Source organism: Bradyrhizobium sp. Unk1, assembly GCF_059512345.1.
On record NZ_JCAMOP010000021.1, the window covers coordinates 93,595 to 118,436 of the forward strand.

A 24,842-nucleotide genomic window follows, 5' to 3' on the forward strand; every position below is an offset into this window, starting at 1 on the left:
GTCGGGCGATGACAGCTGAGAACGCGGCGAGTGCCAGTGCGATGGCGCCCCCTACACCTTCCCATCCACCATCACCTCGATCAGCTTCGTTCCGGGGCGGTTGAACGCCGACGCCAGTGTCGCCTTCAGCTCGCGGGGATCACTCACCTTGATCGCCTCGCAGCCGAGCGCCTTCGCGATCCCTGCAAAATCCACCGGCGGATCGACAAAATCCATGCCGACGTAATTGTCGTCGCCATGGAAGGCGAGCAGGCGCTGCTTGATGATGCGGTAGCCGCCATTGTTGGCAATGACGACGTTGAGCGGCAGCTTGTGATGCGCCGCCGTCCACAGCGATTGGATCGAATACATCGCGCTGCCGTCGCCGGAGAAGCAAACCACCGGGCGATCCGGATTGGCGAGGCTGGCGCCCACGGAGGCCGGCAGGCCCCAGCCGATGCCGCCGGACGCAAGCCCATGATAGCCGAAGCGGTCGCGGTGCGGACGCAGCGCCGTGATCTGGCGGCTCGAGGTGAGCCCTTCGTCGACGAGGATCGCATGATCGGGCATGGCCTCGACCATTTGCAGCACCAGGAAGTCCGGATCGATCGGGCTGCGGCCGGCAGTCTTGCCGATCTGCTCGACCAGCGCAGCACGCCGCGCGGTCCAGTTCTTCGGCGCGAGCTCGGCGAGGCGCTGCTTTGCACGGCTTGCCAGCGTAGCGCCGCCCATCTCCTTCAGCACCGGGATCAGCGCCCGCAGCGTTTCCTTCAGATCCGCCTTCAGCGCAATTTCAGCCCCGTAGTTCTTGGCGATCTCCCAATCGACGAGGCCGATCTGGACGATGCCGAGTCCGTCAGGCAGCGCGTCGACCTCGCTATAGACCGACATCCGCAGCGGATCGCCGCCGAGTGCGATCAGGAGGTCATACGGCGCAAGCGTGTCGCGCGCGACCTTCTGCACGCGCGCCAGCGTGCCGACGAAGCTCGGGCTTTCCGAGAGGAAATGAGAGCCATAGGGCGTCGAGGACTGATAGGCGGCCGCACCAAGCAGCTCGGCGAGTTCGGCGGCCTCCTTCAGTGCATCGCTCTTGACCACCTCGTCCATGGTGACGATGACGGGACGTTCGGCCTTGAGCAGCCGCGCTGCAAACGCCCTCAGCGCCTCGTCCGACGGCTTGACGCGGGCGTCGATCCGGGTGGAGCGGCCGAGATCGATGCCGACCTCGCTGTTGAGGATGTCGCCCGGCAGCGAGATGAACACCGGCCCGGTCGGCGGCGTCATCGCGACCTTGGCGGCGCGGCGGACGATGCGCGGCAGATCTTCCAGCCGCGTCACCTCGACCGCCCATTTCACCAGCGGCTCGGCCATCCGCACCAGCGGGCCATAAAGCACCGGCTCCATCAGGCCGTGGCCCTGCTCCTGCTGGCCGGCGGTCAGGATCATCGGCGTGCCCGTGAACTGGGCGTTGTAGAGCGAGCCCATCGCGTTGCCGAGCCCCGGCGCGACATGGACGTTGCAAGCGACGAGCTTGCCGGAGGCGCGGCTGTAGCCATCCGCGATCGCGACCACCAGGCTCTCCTGCATTGCCATCACATAGGTGAGATCAGGATGGTCCTTCAGCGCATGCATGATCGGCAGCTCGGTGGTGCCGGGATTGCCGAACAGATGGGTAACGCCCTCGTCCTTGAGCAGCGCGAGAAAAGCGGAGCGGCCGGTGATCTTGTTCTTCATGTTTCCTCCAGGCCCCGCGGGTATTGCCGCAAGGTGAGACATGATGGCCGAACTTGGCCGAGGCACGCAAGGAAGCGCCGTCATGGCAGACTTGCGTCGGCGCGGGCAAGCTGGGAACATGCTTGGGCGTAAGCCTGCATGGGGAGACGCGATGGCCTATGACGAGAACACCGCGGCGCGGGTGCGCAAATTACTGGCGGGTCAGCGAGACGTCGCGGAAAAGAAGATGATGGGCGGCCTCTGCTTCATGGTGAACAACACCATGTGCTGCACCGTCAGCGGGCGCGGCGGCATGCTGATCCGCGTCGGCCCGGAAGCGCATGCACGCATGCTGCAGGAGCCGCACGCCAGCCCGATGGAAATGCGCGGGCGCATCATGACCGGCTTCGTGCGCGTCGCGCCGGACGGCTATCAGAGCGATGCCGATCTGAAAAAATGGGTCGAGCGCGGGCTCGACTTCGTGGCGGCGAATGCCGCGGGACGCAAAGCGGCGCCGCGGAAGGCCGTTGCGGCGAAGACCAAGGTCGCCGCCAAGGCTAAAGCACCTCCTCGCGGCCGAGTTCGAAAGGGTCTTCGCCGCTAGTGCGCTTCTTCTTTTTCGAGCGCTGCCAGACCACACCGGGAAAGCCCTTCAGCGGCACCAGCGGCTCGCCGGTATAGGCCCATTCCTGAAGCTCCTCGATCGCGATATGATAGAGCGGCTGGCGGCCGGTGCGCTCGTTGAACAGCGCGCGGGGGATGTTGACCATGTGCGGCCCACGCGGACGCTCATAGGCGACCGGCGTCCCGCAATGTGAGCAGAAGCTGCGCGCGGTCTTGGTCGCCTTGTCCTCGTAGCGGGCCAGCGCGGCTTTCCCCGAGACGATGCGAAAGCGCTTCTTCCAGCTTCCGACATAGGTGGCATAGGCCGCGCCGTGGGCGCGGCGGCTACTGGCCGAATGATCATGCCAGGCCCAACGCGCGGGGACGTCGATCTCGAAGGTGACCTTGCCGCAGAGGCATTGGCCGGTGGCGGTTCCTGCGGCGACTGCGGCTTTGGCCATGGTAGGTCCTTCCGTCGTCCTTGCGAGCGCAGCGAAGCAATCCAGACTGCCTCTGCAGAAAGACTCTGGATTGCTTCGCTGCGCTCGCGATGACGGAGTTTGTGGGCTCGTCGGAGCTACGAATATAGACCTGTAGCCCGGATGGAGCGAAGCGCAATCCGGGGAAGTCTATCGGCGAGGCGAGAAACCCGGGTTTCGCTGCGCTCCATCCGGGCTACGAAGGTCTCTACGCCGTCGCGAGCTCGTCATACACCGGGTAATCCGTATACCCCTTCTCCTCGCCGCCGTAGAACGTCGCGCGGTTATACGGCGTGATCGGATAGTCGTGCCGAAGGCGGCGCGGCAAATCGGGGTTGGAGATGAAGATGCTGCCGAAGGCGATGATGTCGGCGTGGCCGTCGGCAATTGCCGCATTCGCGGTCTCGCCGGTGAACCCGCCGGCGGTCATCAGCACGCCGCTGTAGAGCGGGCGGAACAGCACCATTGCGGAGGGCACGTTCTCCCAGTGGACGTCGGCACGGCCGGCGCCGCTGGAGCGCGGCTCGATGAAGTGAAGATAGGCAAGGTCGAGCTTGTCGATCGCCTTCACGACGTGCGAGTAAAGCGGCATCGGATCGGGCTCGCCGGAATCATTGGCGATGCCGTGGGGCGACAGCCGCACGCCGACGCGGTTCGCGCCCCAGACGTCGATGGCCGCCTGCGTGACTTCGAGCAGAAGCCGCGCGCGGTTCTCGATTCCGCCGCCATATTGATCGGTGCTGGTTGCTGCGCGACTGCAGGAACTGCTCGAGCAGATAGCCGTTGGCGCCGTGGATCTCGACACCGTCGAAGCCGGCGGCGAGCGCGTTCTTGGCACCCTGCCGGAAGGCCTCGACGATGCCCTTGACCTCGTCGGTCTCCAGCGCGCGCGGGGTCTCGTAGTCAGAAATCTTGCCGTCGGCGGTCATCGCCTTCATGCCTTCGGCCTTGATCGCAATCGCCGAAGCCGAGACCGGCAGCTCACCGCCGTGGAAGGAGGAATGCGAGACGCGGCCGACATGCCAGAGCTGGAGGAAGATGATGCCGCCCTTGGCGTGCACGGCATCCGTCACCTTGCGCCAGCCGGCGATCTGCGCCTCCGAATAGATGCCGGGCGTCGCGGGGTTACCGCGGCCATGGGAGAGCACGGGGGACGCTTCAGCGATGATCAAGCCGCCTTGTGTGGCGCGCTGACCGTAATAGTCGGCATTGAGCTGACGCTGCGAAAAGCTCTCACGCTCGGCTCGCATGCGCGTCAGCGGCGCCAACGCAACGCGGTGCGCGAGCTTGTACGGACCGACCTGCAAGGGTTGAAACAACGCCGGGAATTTCATGCTGGACCCAATTGGCTATGGAAGGATGGCGGTCATATAAAGAGGGGCGGCCGCCGGAAAAGGAGCCGCCCCTGCAAAAGGAAATATTCATCTCCCGCAACGAGCGGAAGGGGAATAAACGTTACGCCGTCTTGATCCAGACGGCCTTCACGTTGAGATATTCCTCGACGTGCTGCTTGCCGGACTCGCGGCCGTAGCCGCTCATCTTGTAGCCGCCGAAGGGCACGGCCGGGTCCATCGCCTGGTAGCAGTTCACCCACACCGAGCCGGCGCGCAGGCTCTTCGCGACCGCATGGGCCTTGCTGACGTCGCGCGTCCACAGACCCGAGCCGAGGCCGAACGTGGTGTTGTTGGCGCGCTTGACCAGTTCGTCCATGTCCTTGAACGCGATCGCGGAGATGACGGGACCAAAAATCTCCTCCTGCGCGATGCGCATGTTGTCCTGGACACCCGCAAACACCGTCGGCGAGACGAAGAAGCCCTTTGATAGTGCGCCTTCGGTGACGCGGCCACCGCCGGCAAGCGCACGCGCGCCTTCCTTCTGACCGATGTCGAGATAGCCGGTGACGCGCTTGAGTTGCTCCTCGGAAACGAGCGGGCCGATCTGCACATTGGGATCGAGGCCGTTGCCGACCTGCAGCTTCTTGCCGAACTCGGCGACGCGGCCGACGAACTCTTCGTAGACCGACTGTTCGACGAACAGGCGCGTGCCGGCGCTGCAGATTTGGCCTGAGTTGGCGAACACCGCCATCGCGGCGCCGGGGACTGCGGCATCGAGATCGGCATCGGCGAACACGATGTCCGGCGACTTGCCGCCGAGCTCGAGCGAGACGCGCTTGAGATTGCTGGCGGAGGCGCGGATGATCGACTGGCCCGTGACGTGCGAGCCGGTGAAGGCGACCTTGTCGACGTCATGGTGCGAGGCGAGAGCAGCGCCCGCGGTCTCGCCATAGCCGGGCACGACGTTGATGACGCCGGGCGGAATGCCGGCTTCCATCGCCAGCTCGGCGATGCGCAGCGAGGTGAGCGGCGCCTCTTCTGCAGGCTTCAGCACCACGGTGCAGCCGGTCGCGATCGCCGGGCCGATCTTCCAGATCGTTGCGGTGAGCGGGCCGTTCCAGGGAATGATGGCGCCGACGACGCCGATTGGCTCCTTCAGCGTGTAGGAGAAGATTTCGCCGGGCAGCGAGTTCTCGATGGTCTCGCCGTGGATTGCGGTGGTCTGGCCGGCGTAATAGCGCAGCATGCCGACGGCGCGCAGGCGATAGGCGCGGGTGCGGCTGAGCGGCGCGCCCATGTCGAGCGTGTCGAGCTGCGATAATTCGTCGAAATTCTTCTCGACGAGGTCGGCGAGCTTGAGCAGCAGGTTCTGCCGCTCGAACGGTTTTACTTTGCTCCAGGGGCCTTCGAAGGCACGGCGAGCGGCGGCGACGGCACGGTCGATGTCTTCCTTGTCGCCCTCGGCGACCGTCGCCAGCAATTCGCCGGTGGCGGGGTTGTGGGTCTCGAAGCGCTTGCCTGAGGCAGCATCGACCCACTTCCCGTCGATCAGCATCTGCTTGTAGGACCCGTTGGCGAACGGATGGCGCGTGATCGGAATAGCCTGCGACACAGCCATGGCTGCACTCCCTGTCAAATGATTGATTGGTTCGATCTGGGCGGGATCGTTAAGTCGACGAGGATACAGCGGTGGCGGAGAGGCGTAAAGGCGGCGTAGAACGAAGACCTCCCATGCCGACTTGTGCAGGGTCGCGCGAGCGCCATGTTATAGCTCGACCGTGCCCTTCCCCCGGAGACCAGCCATGCCACATTCCGCCATCGTCAAAGACAATGTCGCCGTGATCACGGGCGGCGCATCCGGTATCGGATTGGCTGCCGCGCTGGCCTTCGCGCGCGCCGGCATGAAGGTGTGCATCGCAGATGTGGACCAGGCGCGGCTCGCGGAAGCCGCAACAAAGCTGTCATCCGTCACGCCTGCCACACATGTGATGACGTTCGCCGCCGATGTCAGCAAGGCCGAGAGCGTGACGGAACTCGAACGGGGCGTGCGCGAGCGCTTCGGCGGTACCGACATCCTCATGAACAATGCCGGCATCCAGCCGGGCAGCACGCTGTTCGGCGAGCCCGACAACTGGCAGCGCATCATCGGCGTCAACATGTGGGGCATCATCAACGGCTCGCGCATCTTCGCAGCCAACATGATCGCGCGCGGCAGGCGCGGCCTCATCATCAACACCGGGTCGAAGCAGGGCATCACCACGCCGCCCGGCGATCCCGCCTACAACGTCTCCAAGGCCGGCGTGAAGGCTTTTACGGAAGCGCTGCAGCACGAGCTGCGCAACACGAAGGACTGCCGCATCACCGCGCATCTGCTGATTCCCGGCTTCGTCTTCACCGGCCTCACCGCAAGGGGCCGCACCGAGAAGCCGGCCGGAGCCTGGACGGCTGAGCAGACCGTGGATTTCATGCTGGCGCGGCTGGAGGCCGACGACTTCTATATCCTCTGCCCGGACAACGACGTGCCGCGCGCGCTCGACGAGAAGCGGATGCTGTGGGCGGCGGGAGACATCGTCGAGAACCGCCCGCCGCTGTCACGTTGGCATGCGGACTATGCGGATGCGTTCAAGAGATTTGTGGACGGGGAGTAACTATCAGACCCTCATGGTGAGGAGCGCGCCCTTGCGCGCGTCTTGAACCATGCAGGCCCGGCTGAGGCGGCTCGGGCCTCGATCCTTCGAGACGCCCGCTTTCAGCGGGCTCCTCGGGATGAGGAGCAAGAGCACTCGCGGCGCGGCAATACCGCGCAAACGCCCTACAGCGTTTCTTGCTGGTGCCCGCAATTCTTGCACGCGAATTTGACCCGGCTCTGGCCCTTTTCCGCCTGCACCCGGTTCGGCGCGCCGCACTTGCCGCAGACGGCCTCGATGCGGGTCGAGCCCTGCTTGACGACGATGGTCTTCTTTTCCATCGATTCGCGGATCAGGCGCTCGGCCTCCTCACGCAGGGATTGTTTCGACAAAGCTCATCTCCGCCTCTGGAAAGCGCGAGAGCCATAACGCACCTGCGTTGGAATCTCAATCGGCAATGCCGGCTCAGACCTCGACAATCACATAGCTGTCTTCGACATGCACCGGAAACGTCTCGGCGACGTACGGGCCCTTCTGCAACTCTTCGCCACGCTCCACCGCGACCGGATAGGACCGGATCTTGACCCGTTTCGGATCGAACCAGGATTGGCCGTTGCGCATGTCGAATTCCCAGCCGTGCCAGGGACAGCGCAGCATCTCGCCGACGCGCGAACGCTCATAGACGCCGGGCTCGGGCGAGGTCAGCCGCGCCACGCATGCCGCCTTCTCCAGCGGCGCGCCCTCATGCGGGCATCGGTTCAGCAGTGCGAAGAACTCGCCATTGACGTGGAACACGACGATGTCGCGGCCCGCGATATCGACGACCTTGTTACCGCCGGGCGGGATCTCCGAGGTGCGCGCGACGATGTGACGGGCCATATCCTTTCAGAACCTCTTTGCTCAGAACTTGTAGACCGCGCGGGCATTGGTGCTGAAGATCTTCTTCCGCTCGGCCTCCGTCAGCGGCGTCTTGAAGGCGAAGCGCGGATCGTCGAAATCCCAGTGCGGATAGTCCGACGAGAACAGCAGCCTGTCGATGCCGACCCATTCGATCAGCGAACGCAGATGCCGCGCCTCGTCGGGCTCGTCGATCGGCTGCGTCGTGAACCAGAAATGCTCGCGGACATATTCGGACGGCTTGCGCCTGAGATGCGGCACCTCGCTGCGGAAGCGCTCGAAATGCTGGTCCATCCGCCACACCGCCGACGGGATCCAGCCGAACCCGCCCTCGATGAAGACGATCTTCAGCTTGGGAAACCGCTCAGGCACGCCCTCGATGACGAGGCTCGCAAGCTGCGCCGCGATGGTGTGCGCGTTGGACTGGTGCTCCTCGACATAATAGGACGGCCAGCCGCCGCCGGTCGGCGGATGCCCGCCATAGCCGCCGACATGGATGCCGAGCGGCAGGTCCAACTCTTGCGCACGCTCGTAGATCGGCCAGTAACGGCGGCGGCCGAGCGGCTCGTTGGCGCGCGGAGAAACATTGATCTGGATGTATTCGCCGATTTTGGCGCAGCGCTCGATCTCGGCGATGGCGAGATCCACGCCATCCTGCCCGACCAGGATCGAAGCCTTCAGGCGCGGATCACGATGCGACCAGAACGCCAGCTGCCAGTCATTGATGGCGCGCTGGATCGCGGCGCCGAATTCCAGGTTCTGTTGCGAGAAGATGAAGAGATCAAGCACCTGCAGAATCCCGAACTCGACATCGAGCGGATCGAGATGCTGCTTCTGCATGAAGGCCAGATCGGAGCCGGGCGGCCCGCCGGTCGGCGGCCACGCATCGCGCCGCGCGATCAGTGGCGAGGATCGCGGATAGGGCGTGGTGAAGAGATACGGCGTGCGCAGATGGCTGCCATATTCCTTCAGATGCTGCTGCCAGCGTTTCGGCAGGAACTCGTTGAGATCGTCGGTCGAGCGCAGGCTCGGATGCACGTCGCAATCGACGATGCGCAACCGCGAGGTGGCGGGCTTTTCTTCGTCGAGCAGCGGGCGGTCGATGACGTCACTCATGCGATCCTCCAAACTTTTTGTTTGCGCATGATCTTATCGGAAAACCGGTACCCACTTTTCCGGATCATGCGTCAATTCAGCGATAACCGCGGAAACGTCTCCAGCGGATTGTCGACGCACATCTTCGCGATGATGCTCTTCGGCAGGTGCGGCGGGATCGGATCGTCGCCATCGAACTGCCAGTGCGGATAGTCGGACGCGAACAAAAACATCTTTTCGGAGCCGATCTGGTCGATGATCTCCTCGACGCTTTTTGCATCAGTCGGCGCATCGAAGGGCTGCATGGTGACGCGGAAATTGTCGCGGATGATCGCGGCCGGCTCGCGTTCGACCCAGGGAACCTCGACGCGGACGCCGCGCCAGGTCTTGTTGGCGCGCCACATGAAGGCCGGCAGCCAGCTCACGCCTGATTCCATCAGCACGACCTTCAGGTTCGGAAACTTGCCGAAAACGCCTTCATAAATGAGGCTCAGGATCTGCGCCTGAAACGCCTGGGCCTCGACGAAGTAATATTCGTAGCGGTGCGACGGCCAGCCGGCCGAGCTAGGCGCTTGCCGATATTGCGTGCCGGCATGGATCGCGAGCGGCAGCCTGTACTTCTCGGCGAGCCGGTAGACCGGCCAGAAATGCCGCCGTCCCAGCAGCGTCTCGCCCTGCGCCAACACCAGGATGGAGACAAAACGATTGTCGCCGGCGCGGCGCTCGATCTCCTCGATCGCGAGATCCGGGTCCTGCATCGGCACCACGATGGAGGCGCGCAGGCGGGGATCGCACGACAGCCATTCGGCCGCGATCCAGTCGTTGATGGCCCTGCAGAAGTCCGCCGCCATGTAGGCGTCGAACACGGCCTGTGCGCCATAGAGCACGTTGAGGATCGCGTGGCTCGCACCCAGCTGCTCGAACGCGCCCTTCTGCACCATCGCGAGATCGGAGCCGGGCTTGGCGCCATTGGCCGGCCGCCAGTCGGCGCGGCCCGTGAGCGGCATGCTCGGCGGATAGGAGGTGAGATCGAGCCCGTCGATAGCGCGGCTCACGACCTGCTCTTTCCAGTGATCGCTGAGATAGGGAAGCAGTGTCGTGCGCGTGCCACCAACCGCCGGGTGGATATCGCAGTCGATCCGCGTCACCGCCATGAAGCTTCCTCGCGCAATCTTATTGGCGGCGTTCCTGTGCGCCGCTTGCGCAGAGTGCCCCTGACCGCGCTGGTGCGCAAGGTCGCCCGCCCGCGCGATCCGTCATGGCTCGGTTGCATTTCGCAGGCGCGATACAAAGCTCCGCGCTACTCGATGATGGATGGTCTCTCGGCGCGAGCGGTGGATGCCGGGGCATCCTCCGCTCTTTGCGCTCTCGCCTCAAGCCGCCTTGGAGACTTCCATCAGCAGGCGCTCGGCCCTGGCATCCTCGATCCGGTTCACCAGCCGGCTGCTCTCGTGATTGTCGCGCACCGTCTTGGTCAAGGTGATGCAGGTCTGGATCAGCATCACGATGCCCATGGTGAGATAGCCCTTCATCCAGAGATCGATCGGCAGGAAGAAGATGCCGATGGCGACGAGGAACGCGGAGGCTGCGAAGGACGCGTAAGTGAAGGTCACCCAGGCGCTGCTGTGGGGCTGGCCGTTCTGGTTCATGATGGTCTCCTGTCGGTTCGAATGATGATGGGGTTTGGGATCAGGCAGTCGGCATGCGCTTGGACTTCAACCGCACCAGCACGTCGTCCGCGGTCGTCTTGAGCCGGGGGCCAAAGCCCTGCTCGGCGAGCCGTTCCGCAGTGGCGAGCGGACCGGAGGCCGCATCGAGCTCGACCAGCGCGTCGTCAGCGGCCTGGGCTTCCATCTGTCGGTCGCGCAGGCGCCTCAAGGTGCTCTCCGCCTCCGGCAGCGTGGATTCGTAAGGACGTGCCGCCTCGATGCCGCTGCGGCGAAGCGAGCGCACCGCTTCCGAGGCACGGGCGACACGACGGCCGCGATCGAGCTCGGTGATGCGGGCCTGCGCGCTCGCGACATGGCGCTTCAGCCTGATGATCTCGGTCGCGAACAATGCGCGTGCGGTCATCGCCGCATCGCGATCGGCCTCCAGGCCCGCGATGGCTTCGGCCGCGTCCTTGGCGAGATCCTCGCGGCCACCGTCGAGCGCCGCAACCGCACGGGTCTCGAGATCGGCGATGCGGGCGACGGTCGCTTCGAGCTTGCGGCCTTCCTGCTGGTCCTGGGCGATCGCCAGCGCCAGCGTCCGCTTGCTGCGCTCGACGGCGGCGGCCGCATCGCGCATCTGCTGGTCGAGGATCAGAAGGGCCGTCCGGTCTTCCAGTTCCTCGCCCGCGGCGGCCACGCTGCCGCGGAAAAGTGTCACTACGGTCTTGAACATTTGCTGCTCCCTGTTATGAGCGTTGCTCACGGATGGTTTGTAGCAGAGATCTTGAACATCGTTCAATATATTTTTGAGCGTCGCTCAAGAATTTGATTAACAAATGACTAAAGCCTTGGAACGTCGAGAGAAACTGCGGGCCGACCTGATTCAGGCGGCCGAGCGGATGATTGCTGAGCGAGGGTTGGCGGGTCTAAAAACCCGCGATCTCGCCCGCGAGATCGGCTGCGCCAATGGCGCGGTCTACAATCTCGTCGCCGACGTGGACGAGTTGGTCCTGCGCGTCGGCTCACGCACGCTACTCCGACTCGACAAGGTGCTCAGCGCGGCGGTGAGCGCGGACAATCCATCGCCGCAGGAGACGCTGGTCCGCATCGCGATCGCCTATTGCGATTTCGCCGCAGAAAATCTCGAGCTCTGGCGCGCAATGTTCGAGCATCGCATGGAGGCCGGCAAGGAAGTCCCCGACTGGTCCGTCCACGACCAGTTGCAGCTGTTCCGCCACATCTACACGCCACTGGCAGCGTTGTTTCCAGACAGAGGGGCAGAGGAGCTCGGCATCACCGCACGCAGCCTGTTCTCGGCCGTGCATGGCATGGTGGCGCTGGGGCTCGAGCAGAGGCTGGTCGCCGTGCCGCTGCCGGCGCTGCGGAAGGAAATCGCGGGCCTGGTGCGGGCGATGATCGACGGCTTGATCGCGCGGGCGGCGTAGAAGCCGAGAGAGCGCAGCGAAACTGGCGGCGGCACCTGACTAAAATTTCGCCTGTCGCATCGCTGGCAGCACGCTTAGCTTTCGCCGCGTCTCGTCCTCTCTCCGGAGTCTCCCATGCCCCTCCTCATCCGCGGCGGCACCGTCGTCAATCATGATCATTCGCGCCGTGCGGACGTGCTGATCGACGGCGAGACCATCGTCGCGATCGGAACATCGCTCGATGCACCGACGGGCGCGGAGATCGTCGATGCCGGCGGCGCCTATGTCATCCCGGGCGGGATCGATCCGCATACCCATCTCGAAATGCCGTTCATGGGCACGGTGACCGCCGACGATTTCGAATCCGGGACGAAGGCGGCGCTGACCGGTGGCACCACCATGGTGGTGGATTTCTGCCTGCCCGATCCCGGCCAGTCGATGCTCGCGGCCTATCAGGAATGGCGGCACAAATCCGAGAAGGCGGCGACCGACTACGGCTTCCACATGGCGGTGACGTCGTGGTCGAAGCAGATCCATGACGAGATGGAGACCGTGGTCAAAACCTACGGCATCAACACCTTCAAGCATTTCATGTCCTACAAGGGCGCGCTGATGGTGAACGATGACGAGCTCTACAACTCGTTCGCGCGCTGCGCCCATCTCGGCGCCATGCCTGTCGTCCATGCGGAAAACGGCGACGTCGTCGCCCTGATGCAGGAAGCGCTGATCGCGCGCGGCGTCACCGGCCCCGAGGGTCACGCCTATTCACGGCCGCCGGAGGTCGAGGGCGAAGCCACCAACCGCGCCATCATGATCGCTGATATGACGGGCACGCCGGTCTACATCGTCCACACGAGCTGCCGCGAGGCGCATGAAGCGATTGCCCGCGCACGGGCCGCTGGGAAACGCGTCTATGGCGAGCCGCTGATCCAGCATCTGCTGCTGGATGCCGGCGAGTACCAGAACAGGGACTGGGACCATTCCGCGCAGCGCGTGATGTCGCCGCCGTTCCGCGACAGATCGCATCAGGACAGCCTTTGGGCCGGCCTGCAAGCCGGCTCGCTCCAGGTAGTCGCCACCGACCATTGCGCCTTCACCACCGAACAGAAGCGGTTCGGGCTCGGCGATTTCAGGAAGATCCCGAACGGCACCGGCGGCCTCGAAGATCGGCTCGCACTGCTGTGGACCGCGGGCGTCGCCACGGGACGGTTGACGAAGGAGGAGTTCGTCGCGGTGACTTCGGCGAACATCGCCCGCATCCTCAACATCTACCCGCGCAAGGGCGCCGTCGCCGTCGGTTCGGATGCCGATGTCGTGGTGTGGGACCCCAGGGCGAGCAAGACCATCAGCGCGAAGCGGCAGATGAGCCGGATCGATTACAACGTGTTCGAAGGCTTTGCCTGCACCGGCGGACCGGCCGCGACGCTGTCGCGTGGCCGCATCGTCTGGAAGGATGGCGATCTCCGCGCCGAGGCCGGCGACGGCCACTACGTCGAGCGTCCGGCGTTCTCGCCGGTGCACGTCGCCAACTCGACATGGAAGCAACTGACCGCCCCGCGCGCGGTCGCACGCGGAGCGGTCACGCCGTAACGATCAAGCCGCCTTGCCGGCCTGCAACCGGTCGAGCACCGGCAGCAATTCGGATGGATCGGGGCGTTGGGTGTAGTCCGGGTTCACTTCCGCATAGGCGATGATGCCGTCGCGGCCGATGACGTAGCGCGCGGGCATCGGCAGCACCCAGGCCGGATTGTCGTTGAACGTCGGCAGGTCGTTCTTGAAGGACTTGTAGAGCGAGACGAGATCGGCCGGCAGCGCGAAGCGGATGCCGAAGGCGTCGGCGACGCCGCTTGCGACGTCGCTCAGGATCGGGAACGACAGCTTGTTCTCGCGCTCCGACTTGCGGCTGTTCGGCGCGGTCTGCGGCGAGATCGCAACGAGGCTCGCACCACGCGCGGCGAGCTCTGGCAGCGCCTCCTGGAGCGCCTGGAGCTCGAGGTTGCAATACGGGCACCAGACGCCGCGATAGAACGACACGACCAGCGGTCCCTTCGCGAGCAGGTCGCGCGAGGACACAGGCTTGCCGTCGGGATCCCTGAGGATGAATTCCGGCGCGGCGTCGCCGGCCTTCTTGGCGCGCTGCGCCTGGCCGCTCGCGATCAGCTCGGCGGTAGCCCGGTGCATGGTGTCGAGCGCCTCCTTGCTCGGCTTGAGCGGAAAGCGGCCGGCTTCGAAGTCCGCTTTGAAGGCGTCGAGTTTGTCTTGCAGGGCCATGGTGGTAGCTCCATCTTTTGCTGTTGGCCCGCTCTATCTGGATCATTTGAGAATGAAGGGATATACGGTCGATACGGACAAGTTTTATCCGGATTTCAAATGAGTGACCGGCTCCAGGAATTGGCCGTCTTCGTCCGCGCGGCGGAGAGCGGCAGCTTTTCAAAGGCCGCACGCGAGCTCGGCCTGTCGCAGCCCTCGGTGTCGCGCATCATCGGTGACTTGGAGACGCGGCTCGGCGTCAAGCTGCTGCTGCGGACCACGCGCAGCATCACGGTCACAGACGCCGGCGCGCTGTTCCTGACGCGTGCGCGCGAAGTGCTGGCTGATATCGAGGATGCCGAGGATGCCGCGCGCGGCGTCGATTCCTTGCGTGGAACGCTGCGCATCACGATGCCGATCGTCTACGGCACGCGAAACATCATTCCGCGCCTGCCGAAATTCCTCAGGGCTCATCCCCTCTTGCGCGTCGAGCTGTCCGTCGCCGACGAACGGCAAAACCTTGTTGTGGAGGGCACCGACGTTGCCATTCGCCTCGGCCCCCTCGACGATTCCGGCTTCGGCGCACGCAAGCTTGCGACCGTGTCGCGCTTTCTCGTCGCGGCGCCATCCTATCTAGCCGAGCGCGGCATCCCGAAGACGCCTGCCGATCTCGCCTCGCACGACTGCATCTTCGGCCCCGGCATGTTCGGTCGCACCACCTGGTCGTTCACCCGCAACGGCGCGGAGACCTCGGTCGATGTCCGCGGCCGCATCACCACCGATTCCGGTCCCGGCGTGTTCGCGAGTGTGCTGGCAGGCCTCGGCATCGCGATGACGTCGCCGGTGATGGCCGGCCCCGAGATCGAGGCGGGCGCGCTGGTGCCGGTGTTGAAGAGCTACAAGCTCGCGCCGGTGGAGGTGTATGCCGTGTTCCCGGCGGGTCCGCGCCCCTCGATCAAGGTGCGCGCGCTGGTCGACTTCCTGGCGGAGGAGTTGAGATAGGCGCGGATGCGACGCCATGAAGCGCGCCTGATGGCACGCGCCTTGCCTCCTTACATTGAAGATCTCCCGCAAAAGAGGCATCGATGAACGCATCGTCTTTCGACATCAGCCGCCGCGATTTGGTGCTCGGCGGCCTTGGCGCGGCCGGGCTGACGGCGATCACGCCCTCCTTCGCCAGGGCGCAGGGGCGTGCCGAGACGCTGCTGGTGGTGCAGGAGCTTGGGCCGAACTCGCTCGACATGCAGGGCGTCGGCTCCAACCAGACCGTGAACGGCCTGTCCTGGAACTGCCACGATCGCCTGCTGACCTATGCCTCCAAGACGCTGCCCGATGGGACGGTGTCCTATGATCGCGAGAAGCTCGCGCCCGAACTCGCCGAGAGCTGGGAGGTCGCCGCCGACGGCATGTCCTGCACCTTCAAGCTTCGCAAGGACGCGAGATTCCACGACGGCACGCCTGTTACCGCCAAGGACGTCAAATGGTCGTTCGACCGTGCCGTGAAGGTCGGCGGCTTCCCGACCTTCCAGATGTCCGCGGGATCGCTGGAGAAGCCCGAGCAGTTCTTGTTGGTCGACGACCACACCTTCCGCATCGACTATGTCCGCAAGGACAAGATGCTGCTGTTCAACGTCGCCGTTGTCGTGCCCTTCATCATCAATTCCGAACTCGCCAAGAAGAACGCGACGGCGGAAGACCCCTGGGCGCTGGCCTGGCTCAGGACCAACGAGGCCGGCGGCGGTGCCTACAGGATCGAAAGCTGGAAGCCCGGCAGCGAGACCGTGCTGGCCCGCTTCGACGACTGGAAGAGCGGACCGCTGCCGAAGATCAAGCGCGTGATCGCGCGCGACGTCCCCTCGGCCGGCACGCGCCGCGCGATGCTGGAGCGGGGCGATGCGGATATTTCCAGCGGATTTGCGCCGCGTGATTTCGAGCAGATCATTCGGGAGGGCAAGGTCAAGGTATCAGGCGTGCCGATCCCGAACGCGCTCTGGTACGTCGCACTCAACACCGCGAAGCCGCCGTTCGACAATGTGAAGCTACGGCAGGCCATCGCGTGGGCGATGCCTTATGAGCAGATCCAGAGCAGCGCGTTCTTCGGCCGCGCCGTTCCCATGTATGGCGGCGCCGCCGATGTCTCGAAGCCGGTCTGGCCGCAGCCGTTTCCCTACGTCACCGATCTCGACAAGGCCAGGGCGCTGATGAAGGAAGCAGGCTTTGAGTCCGGCCTGGAGACGACCTTGTCGCTCGACACAGGCACTGCGACCGTCGGCGAGCCGGCCGCGATCCTGATCCAGGAAAGTCTCGCCAAGATCGGCATCAAGGCGGGAATCGAAAAAATCCCCGGCGCGAACTGGCGCACGACGCTGAACAAGAAGGAGCTGCCGCTCGCGCTCAATCGATTCAGCGGCTGGCTCGATTATCCCGAGTACTATTTCTACTGGAATTTCCACGGCAACAATTCGATCTTCAACATCTCGTCATACCAGAACAAGGCGATGGACGCGCTGATCGACAAGGCGCGCTTCACGGCGGATGCGGCGGAATACGACCGGTGCGTGAAGGATTTCATCGCGCTCTGCATGCGCGACGTTCCCGTCGTTCCGCTCAACCAGCCGATCCACGACGTCGCCATGCAAAAGGCCATCACCGGCTACGAGTTCTGGTTTCACCGCGAACCCGACTACCGCCAGTTCGCGAAGGGCTGATGCCGGTCGACAACGCGGACGACGTCTGAGGCGGCCCGCACCTGCTCCGTCGGGAAGCCCCGCGCCAACCGTGCCTCGCTCGTGCGCAGCATCGCCGCGTCGAGCTTGCCCTGCCGCGCCCCATCCAGCGCGCAGGCGAACACCCGGTAGAATTGCGCACCGTCATAGGCAACCAGCAGCAGATCGACGCCGGCGTTGATCGCCTCGACCACGGCTTTACAGACGTCGTGCTGGTAGATCGCACCCATCACGAGGTCGTCGGTCATCACCATGCCCTGGTAACCCCACTTGTCGCGGATGATGCCGTCAATGACGCGTTTCGAATGCGAGGCCGCGCGATCGGGATCGACGGTCGTGAGCGTCACGTGCCCTACCATGAGCGCGCTGCGCGAATGCGACAACACCTCGCGGAACGGCAGCCAGTCGGTTGCCTCCAATTCCCTAACCGGCGTGTCGAGCTTCGCGCTGAAATGATGCGTGTCGGTACGGACGCGGCCGATGCCGGGAAAATGCTTCAGCGTAGCACCGACGCCTGACTCTTCCAGCCCGCGCACATAGGCGCTCGCGATCGTGCTGACGACGGCAGGATCGGTCGCAATCGCGCGCTGGCCGATCAGCGTGTGAAAATCGAGGCGATTGCGCCGAACCGGCGGCTTGAGGTCGAGTACCGGCGCGAGGTTGAGGTTGACGCCGAGCCCGGCGAGCTCGCGGCCATGGATGCGGCCGAACTCTTCGGCCTTGGCCTGCTGTTCGTCGGGAGCGAGCCCGCTGAGCGTCGCCAGCGCCGGTACCTTCGTCAGCGGCGGCGCGAGATGTCCGACGATGCCGCCCTCCTGGTCTGCCGCAACCACCAGCGGCGGCAGGCCGCCACCCGCCGCTTGTCCTGGAGCGCCGCGATCTCGGTGCGCAACGTCTCGACGGTCCGGCCGCGGATGTTGCGCCGGGTCACATAGACGCCACCGATCAAGCCCTGCTCGGCAAGGCGCGCAACCTCGGGAAAGGAGGAATAGCCCACCATGAAGTGAGGTCCGAGCTGACGGGCCTCGGTGGCGCTCGCGGCAAGCACATCGTGCTTGCGCAGCTCGAACTTCAGATGCGCCGCCGACATCAGGACCGGCGGCAGGCACCAGAGCACGACGAGCAACTTGCCCGCGATGGTACGCCACCGTTCTCTGCGCAGCAGGACGATGACGATCACGATGCTTGCGACGACAAGCGCGAGGTTTCCTGCGCCGCGCAGTGGGACCAGATAGGGATCGTTCTTGTTGGCCGCCACGAATGCGATGAGCGGCGCGGCCGGCCAGAGCAGGACGAGACCGATACGACCGAGGAATTGCATGATGTGTCACGCGCTATAGGAGTGGCTAATGCTTCGCACCTATCAAAGCGAATCACGCTGCGCGAGAGGCAAACGCGCGCCTGCACGAAAACTGCAAAAGACTCCTGAAACCGTGCAGACGATGGTCCCGCCTTCTGCACAAGCGCCGTTCAGACTTCGTGATGCCACCCATCACGAAAGGTCATTTGGACATGACGAGCCTGGCTTCAACGATAGCAGAGGAAATCCAGCCGATCAGGCATTCCTCGATCCCGGCCAAGGTCGGCCTCGCGCTGGTGCTGGCCGCGCTCGCCGACTGGCTATTCTACGGCCAGCGGATCGGGCTGTCGCTGACGCTCTTTGCGATCGCGATGGCCTGCGTGTCGGTGCTCTTCAATCATGCGGCCCTGGATCTGCGGCGCGCCATGATCGGCACGGCCATTCTCGTCGCCGGCCTCGTGCCGGCCGTCGAGGAGCTCAACATGCTGTCCTTCCTGATCCTCACCATGGCGCTGGCCATTGCACTTCTGATCGCGACCAATCCGGAAACGACCGGGTTCGCTGAGCGTGCCCGCGCGCTGCGCAACTTTGTCCTGTTCGGGCCCTTCAGGTTCTTCCTCGAGGCGCTCCAGGTCTTCAACATGTCGGCGTTCACCCGCGGCCTCGCGCTCTGGCTGATGCCCGCCGTGCTGAGCACCGTCTTCGTCGCGCTGTTCGCTGCGGCCAATCCGGTGATCGAGCAGTGGGTGTCCCTGCTCAATCCAAAGCTCATCCTCGCATATGTCAGCATCCCGCGCATACTATTCTGGGCCATGATGCTGGCGCTGGCTTGGCCGTTCATCCATGTGCGCTGGCGGCGCAGGACGATTGTCACCACCGCCGTTGCCGACGGCCCCGTGCCGCCCCCGCTCCCGCCCTTGGTCTCGGCCGAATTTCTGAACCCCTCCACCATTCTGCGCTCGCTGATCCTGTTCAACCTGCTGTTCGCGGCGCAGTCCATTCTCGACGGCATCTATCTCTGGGGCCATGTGGCACTGCCCGACAATTTGACCTATGCGGCCTACGCCCATCGCGGCGCCTATCCGCTGATAGCGACCGCGTTGCTCGCCGCCGCCTTCGTGCTGGTGGCGATGCGCCCGGGCGGGGCAACCGAGAAATCGAAGGTGATCCGGCCGTTGGTCTATCTCTGGGTCGGGCAGAACGTCCTGCTCGTCGCCTCCTCCATCCTTCGCCTCGACCTCTATGTCGACATCTACATGCTGACCTATTGGCGGATCGCCGCCTTCATCTGGATGGGGCTGGTGGCGCTCGGGCTGGTCCTGATCGTGGCGCGCATCGCGCTCAACCGGTCCAACCAGTGGCTCGTCGGCGCCAATCTGATCGCGCTGACGATCGTGCTCTATAGCTGCTCGCTCGTGAACTTCGATGCGTTCATTGCCGACTACAATGTCGCCCACAGCCGGGAAGCATCGGGCAAGGGCGTGCAGATCGACATCAACTATCTCCTGACGCTCGGGCCGCAGGCGCTGCCTGCCATCGACAAGGCCATCTTGCTCCGACCCGGCGCCCCCGAGAGCTGCCTTGTGTCGCGCCGCGACCGCCTTGTAGAACAGCAGCGCCAGGATCTGGCCTGGCGGAGCTGGGGCTTTCGGAGCTGGCGGCTCCAGCGCAGGCTGGACGCGCAGGCGAAGGATCAGCAGGCAGGCTGAGGAAGCGGAGAGGTTCTTGGCGCATCGCATTCTCATCGTCGACGACGAGGGCCACATCCGCGAGGTCATCCGCGTCGCCTTGAAGAAGGCCGGCATGGACGTGATCGAGGCGCGCGACGGCAAGGAGGCACTCGCCCGCTTTGCCGCCGACAAGCCCGACCTGATCGTGCTCGACATCGGCATGCCCGAGTTCGACGGCCTCGACGTCTGCCGCGATATCCGCAAGAGCTCCGACGTGCCGATCCTGTTCCTGTCGGCGCGCGACGAGGAGATCGACCGCATCCTCGGCCTCGAGATCGGTGGCGACGATTACGTGACAAAGCCGTTCAGCCCGCGCGAACTGGTGGCGCGGGTCAACGTCATCCTGCGCCGCCTCAGCCCGCGCAATGGCGAGGCCAAGGCCGGGCCGGCCGCGCTGTCGCAAGGCGGTCTCCTGATCGATCCCGAGCAGCACGTGGCGTCCTTCTCGGGCACGCCGTTGAAGCTGACCGCGATCGAGTTCGGCATCCTGCGCGCGTTCCTGACCCGGCCGACCTCGGTGTTCAACCGCGAGCAGCTGATGCGGGCGGCCTATCAGCTCAACATCCAGGTCTCCGACCGCACCATCGACAGCCACATCCGCAACATCCGCGCCAAGCTCGCGGCGCTGGCCTGCGAGAACGTCATCGAGACCATCCACGGTGTCGGCTTCAAGCTCGGCCGCTGCGAGAAAGAGGCATGAGCGCAGCGCCGGACAAATGGCGGCCGTCGCTCACCCTCGTGATTTTCACGGTGCTGGCGACCGTCGGCGTGCTGCCGCTGGTCGGCCTGTTCTTCTTCCGCCTCTACGACAACCAGCTGATCCGCCAGACCCAGGCCGAGCTGATCGCGCAGAGCCGCGTGCTTGCGACGATCTATGCGCAGGAGGTCACGGCGCGGCTCGACAACGGCCTGACGCTCGGCGCCGAGGTGCCGCCCAACGTGCTGCCCGACCCCGGCGACCAGGTCACCCCGATCCGTCCCGCGCTCGACCTCACCGCCAACGATCTCTTGCGACGGCGGCCCGATGCGCAAGCCGCTCCGCAGCCGGCGCAGCCAGCCTATGTCGAGATCGGCGCAAGGCTGACGCCGATCATCCGCGAGACCCAGAAGGTGACGCTGGCAGGCTTTCGCATCCTCGATCCGCAGGGCGTGGTGATCGCCGGGCGCTACGAGGTCGGGCAGTCGCTGGCCCATATCGAGGAGGTCGCGGACGCGCTGCACGGGCAATACCGCGCCACCCTGCGCAACCGCGTCCCGGATCGGCCGCCGCCGCCGATCTATTCGTTCAGCCGCGGCCTCGGCGTGCACGTGTTCTCGGCGATGCCCGTCATCGTCAACAACCGCGTTGCGGGGGTGATCTACACCACGCGGACGCCGAGCAACATTTTTGACCATCTCTACCAGGAGCGGGCCAAGTTCGTGCTGGCGGGGCTTGCCGTGATCCTCGGCACCATCGCGATCGGCCTCGTGTTCTCGCGCACCATCACGCTGCCGATGCGCGAGCTGATCGACCGCGCCGCGCGGATCGGCCGCGGCGATCGCGAGGCGTTCAGGCCGCTCCGGCATTACGGCACCCGCGAGTTCGCCCAGCTCTCGCACAGTTTTCTCGGCATGGCGGAACAGTTGGCGCGGCGCTCGGACTATATCGCGACGTTCTCGGCCCACCTCACCCACGAGCTGAAATCGCCGCTGACCTCGATCAAGGGCGCGGCCGAGTTGTTGCAGGATTCGTATCAGGGCAAGGCCGACGGCCTGACGCCGGCCGAGCAGAAGACGTTCATCGCCAACATCCTGTCGGACACCCAACGGCTCGAGGCAATGGCGCAGCGGCTGCGCGAGCTCGCCCGCGCCGAGAGCCTGCCGCAGAACGAGCGCACCGAGCTTGCGCCCGTCATCGCCGACCTCCGGAGCCGCTTTCCAGCCAGCTCAATCGAGGCCAGCGGCCGCCTCGATCGGGCGATCGGCATGTCCGGCGAGAAGGCGCTGATCGTACTGTCGCATCTCGCCGACAACGCGATGCGGCACAAAGCCGGGACAATCAGGCTGGAGGCGGTGGACGGGCGGACGACCCTGCTTGTGACGGTCAGCAATGACGGCGAGCCGATTTCGGCGCCGAACCGCGACAGGATCTTTGATGCGTTCTTCACCACCCGCCGCGACCAGGGCGGCACCGGGATGGGGCTGGCAATCGCGCGCGCAGTGATGGCGAGCCATGGCGGCTCGATCAGGCTCAAGCCGACCGACGAGGGCGCGGCCTTCGAGCTTCAGTTTCCCGCAGCCTAAATGGCAAACACCCAGGCGGCGACGATGGTGCCGATGGTGACCAGACCAGCGATGGTCCAGCCGGCGGCATATTCCAGCTCAGGATGACCGGTCGCCCGCATGATCTCTGCCGGATCGGCGGTATGCTTCTCTGCCATGACAGCCTCGCACGTTTTTTTCCGTGTCCTATGTAAGTCGCATCAGCCGCCATTAGGTTCCATCACGGAAATGCGAGCAATGACGCAGCTTGGTTTATTCGCCGCCCCGCAAGCCGGCCCTGCCGGGCTTCGCTATACCGATGACTTCGTCGAGGCCGCCGTCGAGCAGGACTTGATCGGCCGCATTGCAGCATTGCCATTGCAGCGCTTCCAGTTCGGCGCCTTCGAGGGCAACCGCCGGGTGGCGTCGTTCGGCTATCGCTATGACTATTCGCTGCAACGGCTGGCCGAGGCCGAGCCGATCCCGGACTGGGTCCTGCCCGTCGCGCGGCAGGTCGAAGCCTGGGCGGGCCTCGCCGATGGCAGTGTCCGGCAGGTGCTCTGCACCGAATACGACACCGGCGTCGGCATCGGCTGGCACCGCGACAAGCCGCATTTCAAGGAGATCCTCGGCCTGTCGCTGGGCGCTCGTTGCAAATTCCGCTTTCGCCGCCGCAGCGGCGACAAATGGGAGCGCCACGCGCTCGAAGCCCTGCCGCGCTCGCTCTACATGATGGACGGCGAGGCGCGGTCGCAATGGGAGCACAGCATCCCGCCGGTCGAGGCACGCCGCTATTCCATCACCTTCCGGACGATGAAGCGGGTGTAACGGCCGGTCCAAAACTAAAACTGCGAAAACAACCCCATGCACAGTAGAACGCGCGGCCGGCATGCGACCGCGGTCGCGCGCCCCAAATGTTTGACCCGTCGGACCAAAACAGCCGCGCCGCGCAATCGCCGCGCGATTCGCGGATTTTCCCTTCAATTGCGGGCCAGGGGCAAGACGTCGGCGGAAGAGAAGCCGCCACTCGACTCTCCGCAAGATTGTAAGTTAATCTCGCTTCTATCGGCCGGCCAATTTTTAGCCGATGTTGCAGCATTTCAGGGCGGCACGGCGCCGTCCCGGCAGAAGACATTTTCAAGGGAGGCTCGCGATGCGTTCGCTGTTTGCGCGGCTGCACCGGCGTTACGGGCCCAGGATTTCGGGGGCAGAGCGCCAGCGGCGGGTCAAGGACAAGCTCGCCCTTCAACCCACCCCGCCCGCGATCCGCTCGCCCACCGCGCTCCGCGCGCTGGCGGTGCGACGCCCGAAAGTCGCGATCATCGGCGGCGGCTTCGCCGGCCTGATGGCGGCCTCCGAACTCGTCGCGCATTGCGAGGTGACGCTGTTCGAGGCCCGCGACCGCTTCGGCGGCCGGGTTCTCAGCAAGAAGAAGCCGAGCGGGATCGTCGAGGCCGGCGGCGAGCTGATCGGCTACAACCATCCGCTCTGGCTGAAATATGCCAAGCGGTTCGAGCTCGGCCTGTCCGTCATCACTTCGGACACCAATTTCGACGCGCTCGAGCTCGACATGCCGTTGTTTCTCGACGGCCACAAGCTCTCCGACGGCCAGATGAAGCTGGTCTATCACGAGATGGACGACGCCTTCCGCAAGCTCAGCCGGTGGGCCGGCAGGGTCAAGCCTCACAAGCCCTGGCGCACCAAGGGCGCAAGGAAACTCGACGCCAGGACGATTGCGGAGTGGATCGCCAGCCTCAACTGCTCGAAGCTCACCATGCACGCCATGGAGGAGCAGTTCTCCAACGATGCCGGCCAGCCGACCACCGAGCAGAGCCTTCTTGCCAATCTGACCGTCGTCGCGGGCGGACGGATGAAGAACCAGATCGACGCCTTCTTCACCCAGACCGAGACTTTGCGCTGCTCGGAAGGCAATCAGGAGCTCGCCATTCGTCTCGCGCAGGACATCAAGGACAAGGGCGCCAGCACCCACCTGTCGACGCCGGTGTGCGCCATCCGCATCGACGGCGAGGGCGTGACCCTGGAATTCGGCCCCTCCGGCAACGGAACGGCACGCGCGTCCTTCAACGCCGATTATGCCGTGCTCGCGATACCCCCGAGCCTGTGGCCGGACTCACCGGACGCCAAGATCACGATCACGCCCCACCTGCCGCACGACTACTACGTCACGATGGGGACGGCGGTGAAATATCTCAGCCCGCTCAAGAAGCGCTTCTGGATCGGCGAGGGCCTCGCCCCGACCGCCATCTCGAACCAGTTCGGTGTCACCTGGGAAGGGACGGACAACCAGATCGCCCCGCCGGAGCACCCGGTCGAGCTCAGCCTGTTTGCCGGCGCCGACGTCGCGGCGGAAGCTCTCAAGCATTACAAGCCCGGGGACCAGACGCAGGTCGACGCGTTCTACGCGCAGCAGATCGGCAGCGTCTACAAGGGCTATGTCGCACATCTGGCCGATCAGCCGGAGTTCATGGCCTGGCCGCGGGACGAATGGACCGCCGCCGGCTACTCCTGTCCCGCCCCCGGCGAGATCTGCCTCGCCGGGCCGCTGCTGGCCAAGGGCTTCGAGGACCGCCTGTTCTTTGCCGGTGAGCACACCTGCTTTGCCTATTTCGGTTACATGGAAGGCGCTCTCCAGTCCGGCCAGACGGCGGCGGCCGCGATCATCAAGGCCATCGACAAGCAGCCTGGAGCGCAGGGCTCTGCCAGGACCAGCAATTCTGTCATAGGCTCCGGGCGCCTTGCGGCATCGAAGCCGTGACCGAAGAGGAGCGGCG

The 24,842-nt window shown here is 64.9% G+C and carries 22 protein-coding genes and 2 pseudogenes; 11 read left to right on the plus strand and 13 right to left on the minus strand.

Going from position 1 to position 24,842, the window contains the following annotated elements:
* Window positions 1-51: 51 nt before the first annotated feature.
* A complete protein-coding gene (locus AC5ZFO_RS26150; RefSeq protein ID WP_282521898.1) occupies window positions 52-1,713 on the minus strand; it encodes a thiamine pyrophosphate-binding protein in 1,662 nt (553 codons plus the stop codon).
* Between the two features lie 151 nt (window positions 1,714-1,864).
* On the opposite strand from AC5ZFO_RS26150, the gene AC5ZFO_RS26155 reads away from it, so the two are divergent.
* Window positions 1,865-2,296, plus strand: a complete 432-nt coding sequence (locus tag AC5ZFO_RS26155) for a TfoX/Sxy family protein (RefSeq protein WP_282521897.1) — start codon at window positions 1,865-1,867, stop codon at window positions 2,294-2,296.
* Here the strand turns inward: AC5ZFO_RS26155 and AC5ZFO_RS26160 are convergent.
* From AC5ZFO_RS26160 to AC5ZFO_RS26170, 3 genes and pseudogenes are all read right to left on the minus strand, one after another.
* Window positions 2,250-2,756, minus strand: coding sequence for a GFA family protein (locus AC5ZFO_RS26160; RefSeq protein ID WP_496122798.1), 507 nt, complete (start codon window positions 2,754-2,756; stop codon window positions 2,250-2,252). The two genes, AC5ZFO_RS26155 and AC5ZFO_RS26160, sit on opposite strands and share 47 nt — an antisense overlap.
* A gap of 226 nt (window positions 2,757-2,982) precedes the next feature.
* A pseudogene (locus tag AC5ZFO_RS26165) lies at window positions 2,983-4,108 on the minus strand (alkene reductase).
* Between the two features lie 121 nt (window positions 4,109-4,229).
* Complete coding sequence (locus AC5ZFO_RS26170; protein WP_282521894.1) at window positions 4,230-5,726, minus strand: aldehyde dehydrogenase family protein; 1,497 nt, start codon at window positions 5,724-5,726, stop codon at window positions 4,230-4,232.
* Between the two features lie 184 nt (window positions 5,727-5,910).
* Here AC5ZFO_RS26170 and AC5ZFO_RS26175 point away from each other — a divergent pair, with 184 nt between their 5' ends.
* A complete protein-coding gene (locus tag AC5ZFO_RS26175) occupies window positions 5,911-6,756 on the plus strand; it encodes an SDR family NAD(P)-dependent oxidoreductase (protein ID WP_282521893.1) in 846 nt (281 codons plus the stop codon).
* 164 nt (window positions 6,757-6,920) lie between these two features.
* On the opposite strand, the gene AC5ZFO_RS26180 is transcribed toward AC5ZFO_RS26175, so the two are convergent.
* From AC5ZFO_RS26180 to AC5ZFO_RS26205, 6 genes are all read right to left on the minus strand, one after another.
* On the minus strand, window positions 6,921-7,127 hold the full coding sequence (locus AC5ZFO_RS26180) for a hypothetical protein (protein WP_014491844.1): 207 nt from the start codon (window positions 7,125-7,127) through the stop codon (window positions 6,921-6,923).
* 73 nt (window positions 7,128-7,200) lie between these two features.
* Entirely contained in the window at window positions 7,201-7,614 is a 414-nt protein-coding gene (locus AC5ZFO_RS26185) for a Rieske (2Fe-2S) protein (RefSeq protein WP_282521892.1), read from the minus strand.
* A 21-nt stretch (window positions 7,615-7,635) separates the two neighbouring features.
* Window positions 7,636-8,748 carry an amidohydrolase family protein gene (locus tag AC5ZFO_RS26190; RefSeq protein WP_282521891.1) on the minus strand — a complete coding sequence of 371 codons (1,113 nt, stop codon included), beginning with the start codon at window positions 8,746-8,748 and terminating at the stop codon, window positions 7,636-7,638.
* Window positions 8,749-8,819: 71 nt separating this feature from the next.
* The gene (locus tag AC5ZFO_RS26195) at window positions 8,820-9,881 is read right to left on the minus strand and encodes an amidohydrolase family protein (protein WP_282521890.1); all 1,062 of its coding nucleotides are present in this window, start codon (window positions 9,879-9,881) and stop codon (window positions 8,820-8,822) included.
* 219 nt (window positions 9,882-10,100) lie between these two features.
* Window positions 10,101-10,376, minus strand: a complete 276-nt coding sequence (locus AC5ZFO_RS26200) for a YiaA/YiaB family inner membrane protein (RefSeq protein WP_282521889.1) — start codon at window positions 10,374-10,376, stop codon at window positions 10,101-10,103.
* A gap of 40 nt (window positions 10,377-10,416) precedes the next feature.
* Entirely contained in the window at window positions 10,417-11,112 is a 696-nt protein-coding gene (locus AC5ZFO_RS26205; RefSeq protein WP_282521888.1) for a PspA/IM30 family protein, read from the minus strand.
* Between the two features lie 103 nt (window positions 11,113-11,215).
* On the opposite strand from AC5ZFO_RS26205, the gene AC5ZFO_RS26210 reads away from it, so the two are divergent.
* The gene (locus AC5ZFO_RS26210) at window positions 11,216-11,824 is read left to right on the plus strand and encodes a TetR/AcrR family transcriptional regulator (protein WP_282521887.1); all 609 of its coding nucleotides are present in this window, start codon (window positions 11,216-11,218) and stop codon (window positions 11,822-11,824) included.
* 114 nt (window positions 11,825-11,938) lie between these two features.
* Window positions 11,939-13,393 carry a dihydropyrimidinase gene (gene hydA, locus AC5ZFO_RS26215; RefSeq protein ID WP_496122799.1) on the plus strand — a complete coding sequence of 485 codons (1,455 nt, stop codon included), beginning with the start codon at window positions 11,939-11,941 and terminating at the stop codon, window positions 13,391-13,393.
* A 3-nt stretch (window positions 13,394-13,396) separates the two neighbouring features.
* Here hydA and AC5ZFO_RS26220 read toward each other — a convergent pair whose 3' ends face one another.
* The gene (locus AC5ZFO_RS26220) at window positions 13,397-14,074 is read right to left on the minus strand and encodes a peroxiredoxin-like family protein (protein ID WP_282521885.1); all 678 of its coding nucleotides are present in this window, start codon (window positions 14,072-14,074) and stop codon (window positions 13,397-13,399) included.
* A 99-nt stretch (window positions 14,075-14,173) separates the two neighbouring features.
* Between AC5ZFO_RS26220 and AC5ZFO_RS26225 the strand changes: the two genes are divergently transcribed.
* Window positions 14,174-15,055 carry a LysR family transcriptional regulator gene (locus AC5ZFO_RS26225; protein WP_282521884.1) on the plus strand — a complete coding sequence of 294 codons (882 nt, stop codon included), beginning with the start codon at window positions 14,174-14,176 and terminating at the stop codon, window positions 15,053-15,055.
* A gap of 83 nt (window positions 15,056-15,138) precedes the next feature.
* Entirely contained in the window at window positions 15,139-16,761 is a 1,623-nt protein-coding gene (locus tag AC5ZFO_RS26230; RefSeq protein ID WP_496122800.1) for an ABC transporter substrate-binding protein, read from the plus strand.
* Here AC5ZFO_RS26230 and AC5ZFO_RS26235 read toward each other — a convergent pair.
* A pseudogene (locus AC5ZFO_RS26235) lies at window positions 16,737-18,100 on the minus strand (glycoside hydrolase family 3 N-terminal domain-containing protein). The gene AC5ZFO_RS26230 and the pseudogene AC5ZFO_RS26235 sit on opposite strands and share 25 nt — an antisense overlap.
* A gap of 191 nt (window positions 18,101-18,291) precedes the next feature.
* On the opposite strand from AC5ZFO_RS26235, the gene AC5ZFO_RS26240 reads away from it, so the two are divergent.
* From AC5ZFO_RS26240 to AC5ZFO_RS26250, 3 genes are read left to right on the plus strand one after another with little or no spacing between them, the layout of a single operon-like run.
* A complete protein-coding gene (locus AC5ZFO_RS26240) occupies window positions 18,292-19,788 on the plus strand; it encodes a DUF4153 domain-containing protein (protein WP_282521882.1) in 1,497 nt (498 codons plus the stop codon).
* 16 nt (window positions 19,789-19,804) lie between these two features.
* Entirely contained in the window at window positions 19,805-20,509 is a 705-nt protein-coding gene (locus AC5ZFO_RS26245; protein ID WP_282521881.1) for a response regulator, read from the plus strand.
* The gene (locus AC5ZFO_RS26250; protein ID WP_282521880.1) at window positions 20,506-22,092 is read left to right on the plus strand and encodes an ATP-binding protein; all 1,587 of its coding nucleotides are present in this window, start codon (window positions 20,506-20,508) and stop codon (window positions 22,090-22,092) included. The genes AC5ZFO_RS26245 and AC5ZFO_RS26250 overlap by 4 nt, the downstream gene beginning before the upstream one ends.
* Here AC5ZFO_RS26250 and AC5ZFO_RS26255 read toward each other — a convergent pair.
* A complete protein-coding gene (locus tag AC5ZFO_RS26255; RefSeq protein WP_007597071.1) occupies window positions 22,089-22,229 on the minus strand; it encodes a hypothetical protein in 141 nt (46 codons plus the stop codon). The genes AC5ZFO_RS26250 and AC5ZFO_RS26255 overlap by 4 nt on opposite strands.
* A 79-nt stretch (window positions 22,230-22,308) precedes the next feature.
* Between AC5ZFO_RS26255 and AC5ZFO_RS26260 the strand changes: the two genes are divergently transcribed.
* Entirely contained in the window at window positions 22,309-22,878 is a 570-nt protein-coding gene (locus AC5ZFO_RS26260) for an alpha-ketoglutarate-dependent dioxygenase AlkB (RefSeq protein ID WP_282521879.1), read from the plus strand.
* 325 nt (window positions 22,879-23,203) lie between these two features.
* On the plus strand, window positions 23,204-24,826 hold the full coding sequence (locus AC5ZFO_RS26265; protein ID WP_496122801.1) for a flavin monoamine oxidase family protein: 1,623 nt from the start codon (window positions 23,204-23,206) through the stop codon (window positions 24,824-24,826).
* Window positions 24,827-24,842 lie beyond the last annotated feature (16 nt).

What these genes read in the sequence shown, in the direction of transcription:
- AC5ZFO_RS26150 (WP_282521898.1), bottom strand. Translation starts at nt 1,713, where the DNA reads ATGAAGAACAAGATCACCGGCCGCTCCGCTTTTCTCGCGCTGCTCAAG.
- AC5ZFO_RS26155 (WP_282521897.1), top strand. Translation starts at nt 1,865, where the DNA reads ATGGCCTATGACGAGAACACCGCGGCGCGGGTGCGCAAATTACTGGCG.
- AC5ZFO_RS26160 (WP_496122798.1), bottom strand. Translation starts at nt 2,756, where the DNA reads ATGGCCAAAGCCGCAGTCGCCGCAGGAACCGCCACCGGCCAATGCCTC.
- AC5ZFO_RS26170 (WP_282521894.1), bottom strand. Translation starts at nt 5,726, where the DNA reads ATGGCTGTGTCGCAGGCTATTCCGATCACGCGCCATCCGTTCGCCAAC.
- AC5ZFO_RS26175 (WP_282521893.1), top strand. Translation starts at nt 5,911, where the DNA reads ATGCCACATTCCGCCATCGTCAAAGACAATGTCGCCGTGATCACGGGC.
- AC5ZFO_RS26185 (WP_282521892.1), bottom strand. Translation starts at nt 7,614, where the DNA reads ATGGCCCGTCACATCGTCGCGCGCACCTCGGAGATCCCGCCCGGCGGT.
- AC5ZFO_RS26190 (WP_282521891.1), bottom strand. Translation starts at nt 8,748, where the DNA reads ATGAGTGACGTCATCGACCGCCCGCTGCTCGACGAAGAAAAGCCCGCC.
- AC5ZFO_RS26195 (WP_282521890.1), bottom strand. Translation starts at nt 9,881, where the DNA reads ATGGCGGTGACGCGGATCGACTGCGATATCCACCCGGCGGTTGGTGGC.
- AC5ZFO_RS26200 (WP_282521889.1), bottom strand. Translation starts at nt 10,376, where the DNA reads ATGAACCAGAACGGCCAGCCCCACAGCAGCGCCTGGGTGACCTTCACT.
- AC5ZFO_RS26205 (WP_282521888.1), bottom strand. Translation starts at nt 11,112, where the DNA reads ATGTTCAAGACCGTAGTGACACTTTTCCGCGGCAGCGTGGCCGCCGCG.
- AC5ZFO_RS26210 (WP_282521887.1), top strand. Translation starts at nt 11,216, where the DNA reads ATGACTAAAGCCTTGGAACGTCGAGAGAAACTGCGGGCCGACCTGATT.
- hydA (WP_496122799.1), top strand. Translation starts at nt 11,939, where the DNA reads ATGCCCCTCCTCATCCGCGGCGGCACCGTCGTCAATCATGATCATTCG.
- AC5ZFO_RS26220 (WP_282521885.1), bottom strand. Translation starts at nt 14,074, where the DNA reads ATGGCCCTGCAAGACAAACTCGACGCCTTCAAAGCGGACTTCGAAGCC.
- AC5ZFO_RS26225 (WP_282521884.1), top strand. Translation starts at nt 14,174, where the DNA reads ATGAGTGACCGGCTCCAGGAATTGGCCGTCTTCGTCCGCGCGGCGGAG.
- AC5ZFO_RS26230 (WP_496122800.1), top strand. Translation starts at nt 15,139, where the DNA reads ATGAACGCATCGTCTTTCGACATCAGCCGCCGCGATTTGGTGCTCGGC.
- AC5ZFO_RS26240 (WP_282521882.1), top strand. Translation starts at nt 18,292, where the DNA reads ATGACGAGCCTGGCTTCAACGATAGCAGAGGAAATCCAGCCGATCAGG.
- AC5ZFO_RS26250 (WP_282521880.1), top strand. Translation starts at nt 20,506, where the DNA reads ATGAGCGCAGCGCCGGACAAATGGCGGCCGTCGCTCACCCTCGTGATT.
- AC5ZFO_RS26255 (WP_007597071.1), bottom strand. Translation starts at nt 22,229, where the DNA reads ATGGCAGAGAAGCATACCGCCGATCCGGCAGAGATCATGCGGGCGACC.
- AC5ZFO_RS26260 (WP_282521879.1), top strand. Translation starts at nt 22,309, where the DNA reads ATGACGCAGCTTGGTTTATTCGCCGCCCCGCAAGCCGGCCCTGCCGGG.
- AC5ZFO_RS26265 (WP_496122801.1), top strand. Translation starts at nt 23,204, where the DNA reads ATGCGTTCGCTGTTTGCGCGGCTGCACCGGCGTTACGGGCCCAGGATT.